Below are 18,996 nucleotides of genomic sequence, written 5' to 3' on the forward strand. Positions count from 1 at the left end.
GCCTCCACCCGGGCGGCGAAGGCCTGTAATTGGGTGATGGCGTCGGAAGGTTCCATGACCGGCACGGTCGGCAAGGGCGGTGGAGGCGGTCAAGCGAATAATGACGGGGCCTGCGGCGGCTGGCTCCCGGTCCCTGTCGGCAGCGCCCCGGGCGGCGATCACGACCCGATGCGGGCGGGCGGATTGCTACACTGTGAGGCTGCCAGAGCGCCGCCCACCGGGGCTGCTGGCACCTTTTTCCGATCGAGCCCCAAGATGACCGAACTTCCGAGTGTCGATGACGTAAACCAGGCCAGCCAGGCGTTGGGCCTGGGCGCCACTGCCGCTGAACTGCATGGTGGCCTGTGCGGCTGGCTGTCCGCGGGCGGTGCGCCGGTGCGTGAATGGCCGGCGCGGGTGCTGGCCGACGACAACCTGCCGCTGCCGACCGACGGCGACGCGCTGTCGCGCCTGCTGAGCGCCAGCGTGGCGCAGCTGGAGGATCGCGACTTCGCCTTCGAACTGCTGCTGAGCGATGACGCCGATACCGCCGCGCAGGCCGATGCGCTGTTCACCTGGGCGCGTGCGTTCCTGGGCGGCTTCGGTCTGGGCGCGGGCGGTCAGCGTCCGCCGCTGTCCGAAGAGGGCGAAGAAGCCCTGAGCGACCTGGCCAAGCTGGCCCAGGCCTCCAGCGAAGACTTCGAAAGYGGCAACGATGACGACGAAGACGCGCTGGCCGAGATCGAAGAGTTCGTCCGCGTGGCGGTCCTGCTGCTGCACGGCGACTGCGTGATGGCGGCACGTCACCGGCAGCGCCTGAACTGAGATGGATATCCGGCAGCTGACCGGCATCTCCGCCGCCGAATACGCCCGTCGCCGCCGCCAGTTGATGGAGATGGCCGGCGACGATGCGATCCTGGTGCTGCCGGCCGCGTCCGAGCGGGTGCGCAGCCTGGACACGCATTATCCGTTCCGCCAGGACTCCGATTTCTGGTACCTCAGCGGCTTCCCGGAGCCGGACGCGGTGCTGGTGCTGATCCCGGGCCGGCGCCATGGCGAGGTGATCCTGTTCTGTCGCGAGCGCGATGCCGGTCGCGAGGCCTGGGATGGCGCGCGCGCCGGCCAGGAAGGCGCGGTGTCGCAGTACGGGATGGACGATGCGTACCCGATCGACGATCTGGACGAGATCCTGCCCGGGCTGCTGGAAGGGCGCTCGCGGGTGTACTACCACTTCGGGCGCGATGCAGACTTCGACCTCAAGCTGATCGGCTGGGTCAACCAGGTACGCGCGCAGGTCCGCCACGGCGCGCAGCCGCCGCATGAATTCCTGGAACTAGGGCACCTGCTGCACGAGCAGCGGCTGTTCAAGTCCAGTGCCGAGATCGCGTTGATGCAGCGTGCTGCCGACATCAGCGTGCAGGCGCACGCGGTGGCGATGCGCGTGGCCCGGCCGGGCATCCACGAGTACGAGCTGCAGGCCGATCTGGAACGGGAGTTCCGCGCCAACGATGCGTGCGCGGCCTACAGCAGCATCGTGGGCACCGGCGCCAACGGCTGCATCCTGCATTACCGCGACAACAGCGCGCGTTCGCGCGATGGCGACCTGGTGCTGATCGATGCCGGTGCCGAGTACCGCGGCTACGCCAGCGACATCACCCGCACCTTCCCGGTGAACGGCCGTTTCAGTGCGGAGCAGCGCGCGCTGCACGACCTGGTCGGCGCGGCGCAGGCGGCGGCGCTGGCCCAGGCGCACCCGGGCAATGCCTATGAGGCTGGTCACCTGGCCGCGGTGCAGACCCTGACCGAAGGCCTGCTGCGGCTGGGACTGCTGAAGGGCACGTTGGAAGAGAACATCGCCGAAGGTCACTACCAGCGTTTCTACCGGCACAAGACCGGCCACTGGCTGGGTCTGGACGTGCACGACGTCGGCGATTACCGCCTGGCCGGCGACTCGCGCATGCTGGAGCCGGGCATGGTGTTCACGATCGAGCCGGGCCTGTACGTGTCCGCTGACGACCGCAGCGTGGAAGCGCGTTGGCGCGGCATCGGCATCCGTACCGAGGACGACGTGTTGATCACCGAGGACGGCCACCGGGTGCTGACCGCGGCGTTGGCGCGCAGCGCCGATGAGATTGAAGAGGCGATGGCCTCGCGCTGACGGCACTACCGGGCGTGTTCGCGGTTCCTGCGCGCGGGTAGAGCCACCCACACATTACCCCAGTAGAGCCACCCCACGGGTGGCTGCGAACCACCTGCACATGACCCCGGTAGAGCCACCCCATGGGTGGCTGCGCGCGATGCCGGATTCAGGAGCGGCCCACCCATGGGGTGGCGCTACGCGGGTCATGCGGCACGGTGGTCCCGGCAACTGGCCGGGACCCATCCCTCAATCGGCGGCCGCGAATGCCGGGCGGGTCAGGTTGTCGGCGTCGGCCTCGGTGCACAGCACCTCGTCTTCGATGCGGATGCCGCCGTAGGGCCGGAAGAAATCGACCCGCGCCCAGTCGATGCTGTCGCCGTTGCCGGCCTGCTTCACTTCGTCCAGCAGCATGTCGATGAAGTACACGCCCGGCTCGATGGTGACCACCATCCCCGGTTCCAGCACGCGGGTCAGGCGCAGGTAGGGGTGGCCCTGCGGGCGCTCGATGCGGCCGCCGCGGTCGCTGGCGGCGAAGCCGGCGACGTCGTGCACCTGCAGGCCGATCAGGTGGCCCAGCCCGTGCGGGAAGAAGGCTGCGCTGACGCCGGTGGCCAGCGCCGCTTCCGGCGACACCTTGAGCACGCCGAAGTCCTTGAGGATGCCCATCAGCGACAGGTGCGCGTCCACGTGCAGCTGCTTGTAGTCCACGCCGGCCCGTACGCCGGCCGCCATCTGCTGCTGGGCGGCGTCGACCGCGTCGATCATCGCCTGGAACTCGTCGTGCCCGGCGGCCGCGTAGGTGCGGGTGATGTCGCTGGCGTAGCCGTAGGCACTGGCACCGGCATCGATCAGGAAGCTGCGCAGCGGCGTCGGTGCGCTGCGGCCGAGGTCGGTGTAATGCAGCACGGCGGCATGTTCGTTGAGACCGATGATGTTGCCGTAGGGCAACTCATTGGCGTCCTGGCCGACCGCGGCGCAGTAGGCCATGTGGATCTCGAACTCGCTGGCGCCGGCACGGAACGCGGCGTCGGCGGCGCGGTGACCGCGCACGCCCAGGCGCTGGGCCTGGCGCATCAGGGCGATTTCGTACGGGGTCTTGTAGCCACGCTGCCAATCCAGGTAGTGCAGCACCGGCTCGGGATTGTTCGGCACGAAGGCGCCCAGCGTGCTCTGCGGCTCGCCCAGGATCGCGCACCGCGCCGGGTCCTTGGGCAGCAGCGCCAGCGCCTGCTCGGCGGTGCGGATGATCTCGATGTCGACGTGTTCCACCCACCAGCCGTTGGGCGCGTCGGGCACCACGTGCCAGTAATCGAACGGCTGGAAGAAGATCACCTTCGGGCGCTGGCCCGGGGTGTACACCAGCCAGCTGTTGGGCAGCTTGGTCAGCGGCAGCCAGGCCTTGAAGTTCGGGTTGACCGCGTACGGGTAGTCGCGGTCATCGAACACCTGGTAGTGCTGGGTGCCGCTGGGGACCACCAGATGATCGAAGCCGCCGCGTGCCAGCGCTTCGTCGGCGCGCTGGCGCAGCACGCTGACGTGGTGGGAATACAGGGCGCCGAGGTCTGGCTGGTTCATCGCGGGGGCTCGTTCGACAGTGCGGAATGCAGCCCCTGATTCTGCCGCAATCGGCTCCGGCGCGCTGTGCCAGAACCGGCACTCAGACCGCCGAAGTTTCCTGCGCGATCCACTCGCGCAGCTGCTCGCGGTGCTCGCGGCTGAGGGTGAGGAAGCGGAAACCCACCCAGGCCTGGYCCGGTGCGTGGGTCTGCTCGCTCCACAGCAGGTGCGCGCCCACGTCCAGCGCCAGCCGCTGGCCCTGCGGCCCGGGGATGGCGAACTGCAGCTGGTACAGCGCGTCGTCGTGCATGGGCACCGAGGCCAGCATCAGCATGCCGGTCTCGGAGACATTGCCCAGCCGACCGACCACGCACTCGGCCAGCATGTCGGTGACCGGGACCAGTTCGGCGACCTGGCGGCGCGGGGCGCGGCGGGTATCGGTGTCGGTGTCGGTACTCATTGCGCGCTCTCCACGGCGGGGCCGGTGCCGGCCAGCGAACGCAGCGTGCGCAGCGTGGCCTGCCAGGCACGGTCGATCAGGCGGCTCTTGTCCTCGCTGACGATCCGCACCTGGCCATGCGCCATCAGCCGCGCCAGCGCATCCAGCGAATGCTCGCCGACCTTCTGTCCACGTGGATTGACGAACAGCGCATTGTCGGTGAGCAGGCTGTACCAGGACAGGCGCTGCCGGCGCAGGTCGCCCTGCTGGTTGGTGGTGAACTCGAACCAGGTGCCGAATGGCAGCGTGCGCAGCTGTCGGTAGCAGTCTTCCTCGGCGACGGTGCGTGCCAGCGGTGCCACCTTGCGCGCTTCGTTGCCTTCGGCCTGTTCGCCCAGGCGCGTGCGGGCGCGGATGCGCGCGGTCAGTTCGGTGCGTGAACTGCTGTCGTCCTCACCGCCGGGGGTGGACAGGCGGCGGGCGATCGCCGCCGCTTCGTCCTGGTGGTAGCCGACCTGGGTCAGTGCGGTCTCGACCTGGCCGCCGAGTTCGGTATCGCTGGCCTCGGTGCCCGGTGGCAGGCAGGTGACCTCGGCGATGCGCGCGGTTTCCTGTTCGCGCTGCTGCCACTGTTCGGAGCCTTCGCCGTGGCGCAGCAGGGTCAGGGTGAGCACGTCCGACCATGCCTGCTTGAGCAGCGACTGCACGAAGCGTGGCGGCGCGGCCTGGGCACACAGCTGTTCGATGCTGGCACCGGCCTGCTGCTTGGCCGCCTCCAGCCGCTCCTTGCCGCGTGCGGCTTCCACGTGGCGGCGCTCGGCCAGTTCGGCCTTGTGCGCCAGCGCGCGGAAGTGCTGCTGGATCTCTTCGTTGGCGGTGTCGAACACCGCCGCGTCGCCCTGGTAATCGTTGACCACCTGGTCGACCGCGCGGCCCAGCTTCTGCACCAGCTGCGGATCGACGTCCTCCTCGCCCAGCCAGTTGGCACCGGCTTCTGCCACGGCGTTGAGCAGTTCACGGGCCGGGTGCTGGTCACGTACGAAGAACGCCGGATCGGACAACGCCGCGCGCGCCACGGGCACCTGCAAGCGGGCCAGCAGGTCGGCGGCGACCGCATCGGGGCGCACTTCACGCTGGATCTGCCCGTACAGCATGTYCAGCAGGTCGAAGGTGTCGTTGTCCTTGACCGTCAAGGCGGCCTGCGCGCCATGGTCGGCGCGCATCTGCGCCAACAGGGCGTTGTGCAGGTCGCCCATGCTGCGCCGCGCGCTGCCGCTGCCCACGGCCTGCGCCTGGAGCTTGGCCAGGGTGGCATGCACGGTCTCGGTGGCCACGGCGACCGGGGAGGGCGCTGGCGAGGAAGACGTGGGCGACGCTGGCGTGGTCGCCGCGCCGTCACCGTCGGCAGCGCTGTGGGTATCGCCAGTGCCAGAGCCCGTGCCAGAGCCAGAGCCAGAGCCAGAGCCCGTGCCGGTACTGCCAGCGGCCTGCCCCGCGGCGCCGGCAGTGGCGCCGGCAGTGGCGCCGGCAACATCGCTGCCGCTGGTCTGACGCGCCGCGCTGAGCAACTGGTGCAGCGCCGACATTGCCGGGGCGGACAGGTCCTGCGCAGCGCCTGTCGCGGCCTCCTGGGGCATCTGCATGGGAGCGGTGGACGCAGGGGGCGTGGCCGCCGGACGCAGCGAGGCGGGCAGGGCGCCCATCGCCTCGCTGGTCATCGCCGCCCAGCTGCCGCTGCTGGCCGAGCCGCTCCAGCCGGTGAGCGGACGGGTGACCTTGCCGCCTTCGCGCGGGGGGGCGTTGCGCTCCGGCCCGGTGACGATGCGACGGGTGGTCGCCGAGCGTGCCAGGTACGGGGTGTAGACCAGTCCCGGCAGGATGCCTTCGTGGCCGAGCAGGATGTTGGCGCGTTCCAGCAGCTCGCCGAGCCGGTCGATCAGCTGGCGGTCGAACACCCGGTACAGCGCCAGCTGGGTTTCCATGCCCAGGTCGAAGCGTTCGCCCAGCCCGCGCACGATCCCGCACAGCACCTGCGGGCCGAACGGCAGGTCCTCGACATCGAAGGCCGGCCCGGCGGCAAGCACGCCGAAGCGCTGCCCGAGCAGCTGCAGCGCACTGGCCGAGCGCTGGGTCTCGCGGCGGATGATGTCCACCAGCACGATGTCACGTTCGATGTCGGTGTCGGCCACCAGGGTCAGCGTGGTGGCGGTCATCGCCGCTGCAGGCGTTGCCGGGGCGTGGCGGATACGCGGCTCGCGCAGCCCGGCGAGGGCGGTGGCCAGTTCCTCCAGGAAGCGCGGGGCGAACTGCGCGTTGACCTCGTGCAGGCGGCGGGCCTGGGCGTAGATGTCGGCCTGGATCTGGCTGTTGTGCGCGCGTTCGGCCTCGCGGAACAGCTCGCGTTCCAGTTCCACGATGGTCAGCTTGAGCGGGTTGGCCAGGGTCTGCGCCGCCAGCGCGTGCAGGGCGGCGAGCAGCCGGCGCACGCGCGGTGGCGCGGCCACGCTGGCGAAACGGGCCGGATCGGGCTGGGACGTTGAAGGTGCGGACGCAGACATCCGTTGTAGTTCCGGCTCCCCTGAGAGCACAGAATCTAACGTTTTCGCCCTGTCACCGCCAGAAGGGATACCCCGACAGCGTGGACGCGACCGTGGGTCGGCTGCTTTGCATGGCGTTGGCGGGCTGGATGACGTGGGCTGATCGGGGGCCGCTGACCGACAGTGGCCGACCAGCGGCAGGCAATCAAGAGCAGGATCAAGAGCAGGATCAAGAGCAGCCGACCAACGGTCGGCTCTACGGGAGGAACAGTTCGACCACGTCGTTGGTGAAGCGCCGGCCCAGTTCGGTGGGCCGGGCATGCTCGCCGTCGAGCGTCATCCAGCCACGCGCGATGGCGGCCTGCAGCGGCGCGGCGATGCTCGCGCGCGCCAGCCCGGTGCGCGATTCGAAGTCCTTCAGGGTGAAGCCTTCATGCAGGCGCAGCAGGTTGAGCATGTACTCGAACGGCAGGCGCGGCGCATCGATGATGTCATCGCCGCCGATCGCCGCCGGGCTGCCGGCGGCGTCCATGAAGGTCTGCGGGTGCTTGTGCTTCCAGCGGCGCAGCACGTGCTGTTCGGCGCCACTGCTGATCTTGCCGTGCGCGCCCGCGCCGATCCCCAGGTAATCGCCGAAGCGCCAGTAGTTGAGGTTGTGCGCGCTCTGCCGGCCCGGCCTGGCGTAGGCGCTGACTTCGTACTGGGCGTAGCCGGCGTTGGCGAGCAGGGCCTGGCAATGCTCCTGGATGTCCCACGCCGAATCCTCGTCGGGGATGCCCTGCGGCGGCTTTGCGAAGAACACCGTGTTCGGTTCCAGGGTGAGCTGGTAGTGCGACAGATGCGTGGGCTGCAGCGCGAAGGCACGCTCCAGATCATGCTCGGCCTGCGCAAGCGTCTGCTGCGGCAGCGCATACATCAGATCGATGTTGAAGTTGTCGTAGCCGGCGTCCTGCGCCAGCTTCACCGCGCGCTCGGCTTCGCCACTGTCGTGGATGCGGCCCAGGCGCTTGAGCGCCTCGTCGTTGAAGGTCTGGATGCCGAAGCTGATCCGGTTCACCCCGGCAGCGCGGTAGCGGTCGAAGCGACCGTGCTCGGCGGTGCCCGGGTTGGTCTCCAGGGTCACTTCCAGGTTCGGCGCGAAACGCAGCCGGGCCGAGGCCGCCTGCAGGAAGCGGTCGATCGCTTCCGGCGGGAACAGGCTCGGCGTGCCGCCACCGAAGAACACGCTGCTCACTACCCGGCCCCAGACCAGGGGCAGGTCCTGGTCCAGGTCGCGGATCAACGCGTCGATGTACGCCTCGAACGGAAGCTCACCCTTGGCCGCGTGCGAATTGAAATCGCAGTAGGGGCATTTGCGCAYGCACCACGGCAGGTGCACGTACAGCGACAACGGCGGCGGAATCAGCCGCAGTTCGTGGGCGTGGTCGTGATCGCCGGTGCAGTGTTCGCCGGGCAGGTGGTCGCAATGGTCGTGTGGCTGCTGCATGGCATTCAAGGGTAGTGCCGGCCGCTGGTCGGCTTTCCAGACATCATCAGGGTAGGCATCACAGCAGGGCGGGCAGCTTCTGCCTGAGCAGCTGCAGGGCGATGGCGCGATGGCTGATGGCGTTCTTCCGCGCCGGTTCCATTTCCGCCGCGGTCAGGCCGAGCGCGGGGTCCAGGAATACCGGGTTGTAACCGAAGCCATGGCTGCCGCGCGGTTCGTCCAGGATCACCCCTTCCCAACTGCCTTCGCAGATCAGTGGCTGCGGGTCGTTGGCATGGCGCAGCAGCACGATCACCGCATAGAAGCGTGCGGTCCGGCGCTCGGCCGGCACGTCGCGCATCGCCTCCAGCAGCTTGGCGTTGTTGGCCGCATCGTCGGTCGGGCTGCCGGCATAGCGCGCGCTGTAAAGGCCGGGCGCGCCATCGAGCGCATCGACGATCAGGCCCGAGTCGTCGGCCAGCGCCGGCAGGCCGGTGCTCTGGCAAGCGTGGCGGGCCTTGATCAGCGCGTTCTCGACGAAGGTCAGTCCGGTTTCCGGCACATCGCTCACGCCCAGCTCGCCCTGCGCCACGATCTGCAGCGGCAGGTCGCCGAGCATGGCCTGCAGTTCCTTGAGTTTGCCGGCGTTGCCGCTGGCCAGGACCAGTTTCATCCTTTCGCCTCCAGCAGATCCCAGGTGTTGCCGTAGAGGTCGCGGAACACCGCGACGGTCGCGTAAACCTCTTCGCGCGGGGTTTCCAGGAATTCCACGCCCTGGGCGGTCATGGCCGCGTGGTCGCGCCAGAAATCGTCGGTGTTCAGGAAGAAACCGACCCGGCCACCGGTCTGGTTGCCGATCCGCGTGCGCTGTTCCTCGGTGCTGGCGCGGGCCAGCAGCAGGGCAGCGGCACTGCCGTCGGTCGGCCCGACCACCACCCAGCGCTTGTCGCCCTGGTCGATGTCATCGATGAGGGTGAAGCCGAGCTTGGCGGTGTACCAGGCGATGGCCTCGTCGTAATCGGCCACCACCAGGGTGGTCAGGGCGATGCGGCGGTTCATGCAGACGCCAGGGCGGCCTGCTGTGCCGCGAACAGGTCCTTGATGCCCTTCTCGGCCAGCAGCAGCAGCGCGTCCAGTTCATCGCGACGGAAGGCATGGCCTTCGGCGGTGCCCTGAAGTTCGATGAAGCCGCCGCCGTCGTTCATGACCACGTTCATGTCGGTGTCGCAGTCGCTGTCTTCGGCGTAATCCAGGTCCAGCACCGGCGTGCCGCGGTACACGCCCACCGACACCGCCGCGACCGCGCCGAAGATCGGGTTGCGCTTGATGTCCCCGCGCTTGAGCAGGAAGTTGACCGCATCGACCAGGGCCACGTAGGCACCGGTGATCGCCGCGGTACGGGTGCCGCCGTCGGCCTGCAGCACGTCGCAGTCCAGGGTGATGGTGCGCTCGCCCAGGGCGCCGCGGTCGATGCAGGCGCGCAGCGTGCGGCCGATCAGGCGCTGGATTTCCAGGGTGCGGCCGCCCTGCTTGCCCCGCGCCGCTTCGCGGTCGTTGCGGGTGTGGGTGGAGCGCGGCAGCATGCCGTACTCGGCGGTGACCCAGCCTTCACCCTTGCCGCGCAGGAAGCCCGGCACGCGGTTTTCCACGCTGGCGGTGCACAGCACGCGGGTTTCACCGAAGCTGACCAACACCGAGCCCTCGGCGTGGCGGGTGAAGGCGCGTTCGATGCGCACTTCGCGCAGCTGGTCGGCCTGGCGGCCGCTGGGACGGGAATCGGACATGCTTGGCTTCCGGTAAGTCAGGGGATGCAGGACCGCGCCCGGACCGGAGGACCGGCAGGCGAGGAGGTCGCAAGGAGACCGCTAGGGTACCATTTGCACTTTGAGAGCACCGGAAACCCGCATGATTCGAAGCATGACCGCCTATGCCAACGGCGAGCGCGCCACCCGTTGGGGCACGCTGGCCTGCGAGCTGCGTTCGGTCAACCACCGGTTTCTGGAGGTGGGCGTGCGCCTGCCCGACGAACTGCGTGCGTTGGAGCCGCAACTGCGCGAGCGCGTCGCTTCCCGCTGCAGCCGCGGCAAGATCGACCTGGTCATGCGCCTGCGTGCCCCGGAGGTCACCGGTGCGCTGGTGGTCAACGATGCGCTGCTGGCCCAGCTCGGTACGCTGGCCACCCGCTTGTCGCCCGGCTTCCCGAACCTGCAGGTGAGCTTCACCGAACTGCTGCAGCTGCCCGGGGTGATGCAGGGCGAGGCGGTCGACGCCGCTGCGCTGCATGCCGAGGCGCTGGCCCTGCTCGATGCCACCCTGGACGGCTTCGTGGCCGCGCGCGAGCGTGAAGGCGACAAGCTGGCCACTGCCATCCAGGAACGCGTGGATGGGGTGGAGCGCATCGCCGCCGAAGTCACCACGCTGATCCCGCTGATCCGCGAGGGCCAGCGCACCAAGCTGGCCGCGCGCCTGGCCGATCTGCCGCACCCGGTCGATCCGGGTCGTGCCGAGCAGGAGCTGGTGATGTGGCTGCAGAAGCTGGACGTGGATGAGGAGCTGGACCGCCTCGGCAGCCATATCGTGGAGATCCGCCGGGTGTTCACCCAGCGCGAGCCGGTCGGCCGGCGACTGGACTTCCTGCTGCAGGAGTTCAACCGCGAAGCCAATACGCTGGGCTCCAAGTCGGTGGACAGCCGCACCTCCAACGCCGCCGTCGAGCTGAAGGTACTGATCGACCAGATCCGCGAACAGGTGCAGAACATCGAATGAGCAGCCAGCCCACGCCGACCGCCGAGCCCGCACGCGGCACGCTGTACATCGTGGCCGCGCCCTCCGGGGCCGGCAAGAGCAGCATCGTCAACGCCACCCTGGCGCGCGACCCGCAGATCGCGCTGTCGATCTCGTTCACCTCGCGGGCCACGCGCCCGGGTGAGATCAACGGCGAGCACTACCACTTCGTCAGTGCGGCCGAGTTCGAGCGGATGATCGCCGCCGGCGACTTCTTCGAGCATGCCTGGGTACATGGCGACTGGAAGGGCACCGCGCGGCAATCGGTGGAGCCGCAGCTGGCCGCCGGCCAGGACGTGCTGCTGGAGATCGACTGGCAGGGTGCCCAGCAGGTCCGCCAGCTGGTGCCGGGCACGGTGACGGTGTTCATCCTGCCGCCGTCGAGGCAGGCCCTGCAGGACCGCATGCGCAAGCGCGGGCAGGACAGCGAGGCGGTGATCGCCCAGCGGCTGGCCGCCGCGCGTGAAGAAATGCTGCATTTCAATGACTTCGACTACGTCATCGTCAACGAAGTCTTCGAAACCGCCGTGGACGAGCTCTGCGCCATCTTCACCGCCAGCCGCCTGCGCCGGGAGGCCCAGAAGGTCCGCCACGCGGGCCTCATTCAGGCCCTGTTGACCCAGGAAGCGGCCACAACTGACTGATTCTCAACGGGGTGCTAGCCGGTTGGCTTGATTTTGTCCAGTCCTGGCCGGTACAATCCGTCCCCTTTCCCTCATTCGATTGAGCAGCCCTCACCGGCTGCCGGGAGCCCGCATGGCCCGCATCACCGTAGAAGATTGTCTGGAAGTCGTGAACAACCGTTTCGAACTGGTCATGATGGCGTCCAAGCGCGCCCGTCAGCTGGCCAATGGCGTCCAGGCCACCCTGGACAACAGCGAAACCGAAGACAAGCCGACCGTGCTGGCGCTGCGCGAAATTGCCGCCCGCAAGATCGACAACGCCCTGATCGACGAAGTCGAGAAGGCCGAGCGCGAGCGTGCCGAGCGTGAAGCACTGGAATGGGCCGCTGCCGAAGTCGTCGCCGACGAAGACATGTCCAAGAACGACGACTGATCGCACCTGATCGTTCGTTGTTGTTTGAACAGCCCGCCCCTGGCGGGCTGTTCTGCGTTTGGGCGTGGCACATCGGGGAAATGCCGCGTTGCGAAGATGGTCACTCGCCGCATCGCGCGCCACCATCATCGGTAGGCGACCGCCGTTGGTCGACGCAGCGGGGGGCGGATCCCCTGTTCAGATGTTTGCCGTTATCCCGCCGCTGGCATAGTCTTCCAGCCATGAACCCAGGCCCCACTGCCAAGGTCGCCTCGCCCCCCGGCGCGGCCGTACCCGACTATGTCCTCCAGCTCGAACGCGCAGCGCATTACCTGCCGCCCGAGCAACTGCCGTTGCTGCGCCGTGCCTGGGAAGTCGGTGCCTCCGCGCATGCCGGGCAGACCCGGAAGTCCGGCGAGCCCTACATTACCCATCCGGTCGCCGTGGCGCAGGTGCTGGCGGAGCTCGGCCTGGACGTGGAAGCGCTGATCGCCGCGATCCTGCACGACACCATCGAAGACACCCCGCTGACCCGCGAGGAGCTGGCCGCCGAATTCGGCGAAGCGGTGGCCGAGCTGGTCGATGGGGTGACCAAGCTGGACAAGCTGAAGTTCCGCGACCGCCAGGAAGCGGCTGCCGAGAGCTTCCGCAAGATGCTGCTGGCGATGTCGCGCGACCTGCGCGTGATCATGATCAAGCTGGCCGATCGCCTGCACAACATGCGCACGCTGGGCGCGCAGAGCCGCGAAGCGCGCGGCCGCATCGCCCGCGAAACCCTGGAAATCTACGCACCCATCGCGCAGCGGCTGGGCATGAGCCTGGTCAAGAGCGAGCTGCAGAACCTGGGCTTCAAGGCGCTGTATCCGTGGCGCCACGCGATCCTGGAAAAACACATCCGCAGCCAGCCGGTGGTGCGCCGCGAGGCAATGGCGCAGGTGGAAGTGCAGCTGAGCCAGCGCCTGGCCAAGGAAGGGCTGGAACACCGCCTGGTCAGTCGCATCAAGACCCCGTGGAGCATCTACAACAAGATGCACGACGAGAACAAATCCTTCGACCAGGTCATGGACGTGTTCGGCTTCCGCCTGGTCGTGCGCAACGTGCCCAGCGCCTACCACGCGCTCGGCGCGGTGCATGCCACCTTCAAGCCGCTGGACGGGCGCTTCCGCGATTTCATCGCGATCCCCAAGGCCAACGGCTACCAGTCGCTGCACACGGTGCTGTTCGGGCCGTACGGTTCACCGATCGAGGTGCAGATCCGCACCGAGGAAATGGACCTGATCGCCGAGCGCGGCGTGGCCGCGCACTGGACCTACAAGTTCGGCGGCGATTCCCCCAATAGCGCGCAGAGTCGTGCGCATGCATGGATCGTGGAGCTGATCGATTCGCAGCGCGCGGCCGGTTCGTCGCTGGAATTCCTGGACAACGTCAAGGTCGACCTGTTCCCGGACGAGGTCTATCTGTTCACGCCGAAGGGCAAGATCCTGGCCCTGCCGCGCAACTCGACGGCGCTGGACTTCGCCTATGCGGTGCATACCGACGTGGGCAACATGGCGGTGGCCTCGCGGGTGGACAAGAAGCTGGTGCCGTTGCGCACCAAGCTGGTGAGCGGGCAGACGGTGGAAGTGATCACCGCGCGCTCGGCCACGCCCAAGCCGCAGTGGCTGGAGTTCGTGGTCAGTTCGAAGGCGCGCACGGCGATCCGCCACCAGCTCAAGCAGCTGGAGCATGAGGACGCGGTGCAGCTGGGCCATCGGATGCTGGATCGCGCGCTGGAGGCGATGGACAGTTCGCTGGAGCGGTTGCCGAAGGGTCGGCTGGATGCGTTCCTGGCCGAGCACCGGTACCCGCGTCTGGAGGCGTTGCTGGCAGAAGTGGCACTGGGCAACTGGATGCCGAACCAGGCGGCACAGGCGTTGATGGCCTATGCGGAGCTGCGCGGTGGCGGTCACTCGAAGCATTCGCAGGAGAAGATCCTGATCAACGGCAGCGAGCGCGGGGTGGTGAGCTTCGCCAACTGCTGCCAGCCGATTCCGGGCGACGACATCATGGGCTACCACACGGCCGGCAAGGGCATCGTGGTGCATCGTCTGGACTGTCCGAACCTGGCGGAGCTGCGCAAGTCGCCGGAGCGCTGGGTGCCGATCGGGTGGGATACGACGGTGTCGGGCGATTACGATACGGCGCTGGTGGTGGAGGTGGAAAACGGGACGGGCGTGCTGGCGCAGCTGGCGGCGGCGATCGCGCAGAGTCACTCCAACATCGAGCGGGTCGATTATCTGGATCGCGATTTCAACGCGGCGGTGCTGGCGTTCAATATCCAGGTGCGCGACCGCAACCATCTGGCCGAGGTAATGCGCCGGCTGCGGCGGTTGTCGGTGGTGCAGTCGGTTCGCCGACAATAAGCCGCATTCCGCGCGGCGATGATAGGCGCCGACGCCCTTCGCCTGGCAATGGGCACACCACCGGAGGGTAGAGCCGACCGTTGGTCGGCTGCCGTAGACCGCGCGGCGATGATCGGCTCCAACGCCTCTTCGCCGGGCAATGGGCACACCACCAAGGTAGAGCCGACCGTTGGTCGGCTGCCGTAGACCGCGCGGCGATGATCGGCTCCAACGCCTCTTCGCCGGGCAATCGGCACACCACCAGGGTAGAGCCGACCGTTGGTCGGCTGCCGTGCACCGTGCGGCGATGGCCGGCTCCAACGCCTCTTCGCCGGGCAATGGGCACACCACCAGAGGGTAGAGCCGACCGTTGGTCGGCTGCTCGCACACTGCGCGACAATGATCGATATGGTCGGCCGGCCCACCAACCGTCTTCGTCATTCTCCGGCCGGCCGACCAATCGTCTTCGTCGTTCTCCGGCCAGCCGACCAATCGTCTTCGTCGTTCTCCAGTCAGCCGACCAACGGTCGGCTCTACCGTGGATCGTGGCTTTGATCGGGGCTTTGATCGGGGCTTCGGGGCTACAATTGCGCTCCCCCTTTTGAACCGTGGAGCTCCCATGTCCCGCCAGATCATCACCAGCGCCAAGGCACCGGCCGCGATCGGTCCGTATTCGCAGGCCGTGCGTGCTGGCAATACCGTGTATTTCTCCGGCCAGATTCCGCTGGACCCGGGCACCGGTGACATCGTCGGTGCCGGCGATATCGAGGCGCAGGCGCGTCGGGCGTTCGACAACCTCAAGGCCGTGGCCGAAGAAGCCGGCGGTTCGCTGGACCAGATCGTGCGTCTGGGCCTGTACCTGACCGATCTGGCCGAGTTCGCCAAGGTCAATGCGGTCATGCAGGACTACTTCAAGGCGCCGTTCCCGGCCCGCTCCACGATCGAAGTATCGGGCCTGCCCAAGGGCGCCAACTTCGAAGTCGATGCGGTGATGGTGCTCGACCAGGCCTGACGTGGCGCGGTCACGGGCTCCTGCACCGGCGCTGGCCGCGGCCGGGGAAGCATCGTTGTCGATGCTTTCCGGGATCGGCCCGGCGGTGGCCGCCAAGCTGGTGGCCCGTGGCCTGTCCTCGCTGCAGGACCTGTGGCTGCACCTGCCGCTGCGCTATGAAGACCGCACCCGGCTGACCACCATCGCCCGGTTGCAGCCGGGCGTGGCGGCGCAGGTGGAAGGGCGGGTGAGCGCGGTCGAGCGCGGGTTCCGTGGTCGACCGGTGCTCAAGGTCGCCATCGAAGATGATTCCTACGGCACGCTGGTGCTGCGGTTTTTCCACTTCCGCGCCCAGCAGGTATCGCAGTTTGCCGTCGGCACGCGGATCCGCTGCTACGGCACCGCCAAGCCCGGGCATCTCGGGCTGGAGATCGTCCACCCCAGCTACCGGGTGATGGGCAGTAACGACGATGACGAACTCGGCGACAGCCTCGACCCGGTCTATCCCGCGGTCGACGGCGTCGGGCCGGCCACGATGCGCCGGTTCATCGGGCTCGCGCTGGATCGGTTGCCGGAAGAATCCACGCTGGAGCTGTTGCCGCCCGGTTGGCTGTCCGGGATGGGGCTGCCGTCGCTGCGCAGTGCGCTGCTGACCGTGCACCGGCCGCCGCCGGATGCCGATCTGGCCGCGTTGGCAGCCGGCCGGCACCCGGCGCAACGACGGCTGGCGATTGAAGAATTGTTGGCCCATCACCTCAGCCTGCGCCGCCAGCGCATGGCATTGCAGGCGCATCACGCACCGTCGCTGCGTGGGTCCGGCGCGCTGGTCAAACAGCTGCGCGACAGCCTGCCGTTCCAGCTCACCGGCGCGCAGCAGCGCGTGTTCGAGCAGATCCGCAACGACCTGGCCAAGGCGCATCCGATGCTGCGCCTGGTGCAGGGCGACGTCGGCTCGGGCAAGACGGTGGTGGCCGCGTTGGCGGCGATGCTGGCGGTGGAGCGGGGCAAGCAGGTTGCCCTGGCCGCGCCGACCGAGCTGCTTGCCGAGCAGCATCTGAACAACCTGCGCGCCTGGCTGGAACCGCTGGGCGTGCGTACCGCCTGGCTGGCCGGCAAGGTCACCGGCAAGGCGCGCACCCGGGTGCTGGCCGAGGTCGCCTCGGGCGAGGCGCAGGTGGTCGTCGGCACGCATGCGTTGATGCAGGACAGCGTGGTGTTCAAGGACCTGGCGCTGGCCATCGTCGACGAGCAGCACCGCTTCGGCGTGCATCAGCGCCTTGCGCTGCGCGACAAGGGCGCGGACGGACGCAGCGTGCCGCACCAGTTGGTGATGACCGCCACCCCGATTCCGCGCACGTTGGCGATGTCCGAGTACGCCGACCTGGATGTCTCGGCCATCGATGAACTGCCGCCGGGCCGCACCCCGGTGCAGACCGTCGCGCTCAACAATGACCGCCGCCCGGAACTGATCGAACGCATCGCCGTGGCGTGCCGCGAAGGGCAGCAGGTCTACTGGGTGTGCACGCTGATCGAGGAGAGCGAAGAGCTCGACGCCACCCCGGCCCAGGCCACGTTCGAATCGCTGCAGGCGTTGCTGCCGGGCGTGCGCGTGGGCCTGGTGCACGGGCGGCTGAAGGCGAGCGAAAAGCTGGCCACCATGGTGGCCTTCAAGGCCGGGCAGATCGACCTGCTGGTGGCCACCACCGTGATCGAGGTCGGCGTGGACGTGCCCAATGCGTCGCTGATGATCATCGAAAATGCCGAGCGCCTCGGCCTCGCCCAGCTGCACCAGTTGCGCGGACGGGTAGGGCGCGGCTCGGCGGTCTCGCGCTGCGTGCTGCTGTACCAGGCGCCGTTGTCGAACATGGCGCGCGAGCGGCTCGAAACCATGCGCCAGACCAACGACGGCTTTCTCATCGCCGAGAAGGACCTGGAGCTGCGTGGCCCCGGCGAACTGCTGGGCACCCGGCAGACCGGCCTGGCCGGGTTCCGCATGGCCGACCTGGCCCGCGATGCGGACCTGCTGCCGGGTGTGCATGACCTGGCCGAGCGGTTGCTGGCCGAAGCTCCCGACGTGGCCGACCAGGTCGTGCGGCGCTGGATCGGCACAGCCGTGCGCTACGCGTCGGCATAGAGCCCCTTAGCCTGGCTCCCTTCCTTCCGCAAGCCGAGCCGCTTCGCGGCCGGTAGGCCTTTCGGCGAAATAAAGGAGGAGGTAGCCGCCGCAGGCGGATACCGGGGAACATTCGCCACCCGGACCACCCTCAGCCGCCTGGTGGCTGAAGCCGGAGAGCGGATCGAGTCCCTTGCCGATTATCAAGACGGCAACGATGAGCAAGAAGATTCCGCTGTTGATCGACACCGACCCGGGTGTCGATGATGCCCTGGCCCTGTTGATGGCCTTCGCCGATGAGCGCCACGACATCGTCGGCCTGACCATCGCCGCCGGCAACGTGGGCCTGGACCACACCGTCCGCAACGCCCTGAAGCTGTGCGAAGTGGCGGGCCGCGAAGACGTCCCGGTGTTCGCCGGTACCCCCGATCCGCTCCTGCACCCGTCGGTGGACGCCGCCCACGTGCACGGCGCTGACGGCTTCGGCGATGTGAACCTGCCGGCCGCCAAGCGCCAGGCCGAGGCCGAACACGCTGCCCTGGCAATCCTGCGCCTCTCGCACGAATACGCCGGCGAGCTGTTCCTGGTCGCACTCGGACCGCTTACCAATCTCGCCCTGGCCCTGAAGCTCGACCCGACCCTGCCGCAGCGCGTAAAGCGCTTCCTGGTGATGGGCGGGGCGGTGACCTGCCACGGCAACATCACCCCGGCGGCCGAGTTCAACATCGCCTTCGATCCGGAAGCGGCGCACATCGTGTTCACCGGCTTCCCGCATATCGAAGTAGCCGACTGGGAAGCCACCGTCGCCCACGGCCTGCTGCATGCCGACGTGGAACAGTGGCTGGCCGCCGACAGCGACAAGGCCCGCTTCTACGAGCTGATCTCGCGCCAGACCCGCCTGTGGTCCGAAGACAGCCGCGGCGAGCGCTGGTTCGCCGCCGATGCCCTGGCCATGGCCTGGGCGCTGCAGCCCGAAGGCGCGCTGCGGGTCGAATCGCGCCCGCTGAACATCGAACTGGCCGGCGTGCACAGCCGAGGTGCTACCATTGTCGACTGGAACCGCCAGACCGGGCAGCCGGACAACACCCAGCTGCTGATGGCCTACGACCAAGGGCGCTTTGAGGCCCAGGTCCGGGCGGCACTCGGCGTCTGACGACGCCGCTGCGGCGGACCTTTCGCACGGTTGATGACCCCGGCTTGCCCTTGGCGGCATCCGGGGCTATAATGCCGCTCTTGATCACCAGCCCTTATTACGGTGCGCGCCCATGAAGGCCGATACTCATCCTGTTTACCGCGACGTGGTTTTCCACGACGTTACCTCTGATTTCAAGATCCTGACCCGTTCGACCATGTCCACCAAGGACACGGTCAAGTGGGAAGACGGCAACGAGTACCCGCTCGTCAAGGTGGAAATCTCCTCGGCTTCGCATCCGTTCTATACGGGCAAGCACAAGGTGATCGACACCAGCGGCCGTATCGACAAGTTCCAGAAGCGTTTCGGCAAGCCGGCGCCGACCGCAGCCTGAGTTGTCGCTGCAGTTGCATGAAAACAACGGTCGCTTTGGCGGCCGTTGT

General features: G+C 68.1%; 17 protein-coding genes. 10 read left to right on the forward strand and 7 right to left on the reverse strand.

The genetic code is table 11. From position 1 onward, the window contains the following. Nucleotides 1–255: 255 nt before the first annotated feature. Nucleotides 256–804 carry a UPF0149 family protein gene (locus AC1DQP_RS05190; RefSeq protein WP_256776028.1) on the forward strand — a complete coding sequence of 183 codons (549 nt, stop codon included), beginning with the start codon at nt 256–258 and terminating at the stop codon, nt 802–804. A 7-nt stretch (nt 805–811) separates the two neighbouring features. Next, nucleotides 812–2,137, forward strand: coding sequence for an aminopeptidase P N-terminal domain-containing protein (locus tag AC1DQP_RS05195; protein WP_457317979.1), 1,326 nt, complete (start codon nt 812–814; stop codon nt 2,135–2,137). A 228-nt stretch (nt 2,138–2,365) separates the two neighbouring features. Here AC1DQP_RS05195 and pepQ read toward each other — a convergent pair whose 3' ends face one another. The 7 genes from pepQ to rph form a co-directional block, all read right to left on the reverse strand. Then, the gene (gene pepQ / locus AC1DQP_RS05200; protein ID WP_256776029.1) at nt 2,366–3,694 is read right to left on the reverse strand and encodes a Xaa-Pro dipeptidase; all 1,329 of its coding nucleotides are present in this window, start codon (nt 3,692–3,694) and stop codon (nt 2,366–2,368) included. A gap of 82 nt (nt 3,695–3,776) precedes the next feature. Continuing rightward, nucleotides 3,777–4,136: a PilZ domain-containing protein gene (locus AC1DQP_RS05205; RefSeq protein WP_478051205.1), complete on the reverse strand. Its 360-nt coding sequence runs from the start codon at nt 4,134–4,136 to the stop codon at nt 3,777–3,779. Then, complete coding sequence (locus tag AC1DQP_RS05210) at nt 4,133–6,673, reverse strand: DUF1631 domain-containing protein (RefSeq protein WP_478051206.1); 2,541 nt, start codon at nt 6,671–6,673, stop codon at nt 4,133–4,135. Before AC1DQP_RS05210 ends, AC1DQP_RS05205 begins: the two co-directional genes overlap by 4 nt. A gap of 235 nt (nt 6,674–6,908) precedes the next feature. Next, nucleotides 6,909–8,138: a radical SAM family heme chaperone HemW gene (gene hemW, locus AC1DQP_RS05215; RefSeq protein ID WP_478051207.1), complete on the reverse strand. Its 1,230-nt coding sequence runs from the start codon at nt 8,136–8,138 to the stop codon at nt 6,909–6,911. A gap of 58 nt (nt 8,139–8,196) precedes the next feature. Next, on the reverse strand, nt 8,197–8,790 hold the full coding sequence (gene rdgB, locus AC1DQP_RS05220) for an RdgB/HAM1 family non-canonical purine NTP pyrophosphatase (RefSeq protein WP_457317974.1): 594 nt from the start codon (nt 8,788–8,790) through the stop codon (nt 8,197–8,199). Next, on the reverse strand, nt 8,787–9,176 hold the full coding sequence (locus AC1DQP_RS05225) for a VOC family protein (RefSeq protein ID WP_457317973.1): 390 nt from the start codon (nt 9,174–9,176) through the stop codon (nt 8,787–8,789). Before AC1DQP_RS05225 ends, rdgB begins: the two co-directional genes overlap by 4 nt. Beyond that, the gene (rph, locus tag AC1DQP_RS05230) at nt 9,173–9,901 is read right to left on the reverse strand and encodes a ribonuclease PH (protein ID WP_256776035.1); all 729 of its coding nucleotides are present in this window, start codon (nt 9,899–9,901) and stop codon (nt 9,173–9,175) included. Before rph ends, AC1DQP_RS05225 begins: the two co-directional genes overlap by 4 nt. Nucleotides 9,902–10,022: 121 nt before the next feature. Here rph and AC1DQP_RS05235 point away from each other — a divergent pair, with 121 nt between their 5' ends. The 8 genes from AC1DQP_RS05235 (at nt 10,023) to AC1DQP_RS05270 (ending at nt 18,947) form a co-directional block, all read left to right on the forward strand. Further along, complete coding sequence (locus AC1DQP_RS05235) at nt 10,023–10,883, forward strand: YicC/YloC family endoribonuclease (protein WP_256776036.1); 861 nt, start codon at nt 10,023–10,025, stop codon at nt 10,881–10,883. Continuing rightward, entirely contained in the window at nt 10,880–11,545 is a 666-nt protein-coding gene (gene gmk, locus AC1DQP_RS05240; RefSeq protein ID WP_256776037.1) for a guanylate kinase, read from the forward strand. The genes AC1DQP_RS05235 and gmk overlap by 4 nt, the downstream gene beginning before the upstream one ends. Before the next feature lie 112 nt (nt 11,546–11,657). Next, nucleotides 11,658–11,957, forward strand: a complete 300-nt coding sequence (gene rpoZ, locus AC1DQP_RS05245) for a DNA-directed RNA polymerase subunit omega (protein WP_005410877.1) — start codon at nt 11,658–11,660, stop codon at nt 11,955–11,957. A 221-nt stretch (nt 11,958–12,178) separates the two neighbouring features. After that, on the forward strand, nt 12,179–14,338 hold the full coding sequence (locus tag AC1DQP_RS05250; protein ID WP_457317972.1) for a RelA/SpoT family protein: 2,160 nt from the start codon (nt 12,179–12,181) through the stop codon (nt 14,336–14,338). 598 nt (nt 14,339–14,936) lie between these two features. Further along, nucleotides 14,937–15,329 (forward strand): RidA family protein, encoded by a 393-nt coding sequence (locus tag AC1DQP_RS05255; RefSeq protein ID WP_457317971.1) that lies wholly within the window; start codon nt 14,937–14,939, stop codon nt 15,327–15,329. 1 nt (nt 15,330) lies between these two features. Beyond that, entirely contained in the window at nt 15,331–17,442 is a 2,112-nt protein-coding gene (gene recG / locus AC1DQP_RS05260) for an ATP-dependent DNA helicase RecG (RefSeq protein WP_478051208.1), read from the forward strand. Between the two features lie 196 nt (nt 17,443–17,638). Next, nucleotides 17,639–18,574, forward strand: a complete 936-nt coding sequence (locus AC1DQP_RS05265) for a nucleoside hydrolase (protein WP_478051209.1) — start codon at nt 17,639–17,641, stop codon at nt 18,572–18,574. A 112-nt stretch (nt 18,575–18,686) separates the two neighbouring features. Then, the gene (locus AC1DQP_RS05270) at nt 18,687–18,947 is read left to right on the forward strand and encodes a type B 50S ribosomal protein L31 (protein WP_256776042.1); all 261 of its coding nucleotides are present in this window, start codon (nt 18,687–18,689) and stop codon (nt 18,945–18,947) included. Nucleotides 18,948–18,996: the final 49 nt, after the last annotated feature.

It is taken from the genome of Stenotrophomonas sp. P5_A8 (assembly GCF_056400545.1).

Coding starts and splice junctions, on each gene's coding strand:
- pepQ (WP_256776029.1), bottom strand. CDS start 3,694: ATGAACCAGCCAGACCTCGGCGCCCTGTATTCCCACCACGTCAGCGTG.
- AC1DQP_RS05250 (WP_457317972.1), top strand. CDS start 12,179: ATGAACCCAGGCCCCACTGCCAAGGTCGCCTCGCCCCCCGGCGCGGCC.
- AC1DQP_RS05255 (WP_457317971.1), top strand. CDS start 14,937: ATGTCCCGCCAGATCATCACCAGCGCCAAGGCACCGGCCGCGATCGGT.
- AC1DQP_RS05265 (WP_478051209.1), top strand. CDS start 17,639: ATGAGCAAGAAGATTCCGCTGTTGATCGACACCGACCCGGGTGTCGAT.
- gmk (WP_256776037.1), top strand. CDS start 10,880: ATGAGCAGCCAGCCCACGCCGACCGCCGAGCCCGCACGCGGCACGCTG.
- rph (WP_256776035.1), bottom strand. CDS start 9,901: ATGTCCGATTCCCGTCCCAGCGGCCGCCAGGCCGACCAGCTGCGCGAA.
- AC1DQP_RS05270 (WP_256776042.1), top strand. CDS start 18,687: ATGAAGGCCGATACTCATCCTGTTTACCGCGACGTGGTTTTCCACGAC.
- rdgB (WP_457317974.1), bottom strand. CDS start 8,790: ATGAAACTGGTCCTGGCCAGCGGCAACGCCGGCAAACTCAAGGAACTG.
- rpoZ (WP_005410877.1), top strand. CDS start 11,658: ATGGCCCGCATCACCGTAGAAGATTGTCTGGAAGTCGTGAACAACCGT.
- AC1DQP_RS05235 (WP_256776036.1), top strand. CDS start 10,023: ATGATTCGAAGCATGACCGCCTATGCCAACGGCGAGCGCGCCACCCGT.
- AC1DQP_RS05225 (WP_457317973.1), bottom strand. CDS start 9,176: ATGAACCGCCGCATCGCCCTGACCACCCTGGTGGTGGCCGATTACGAC.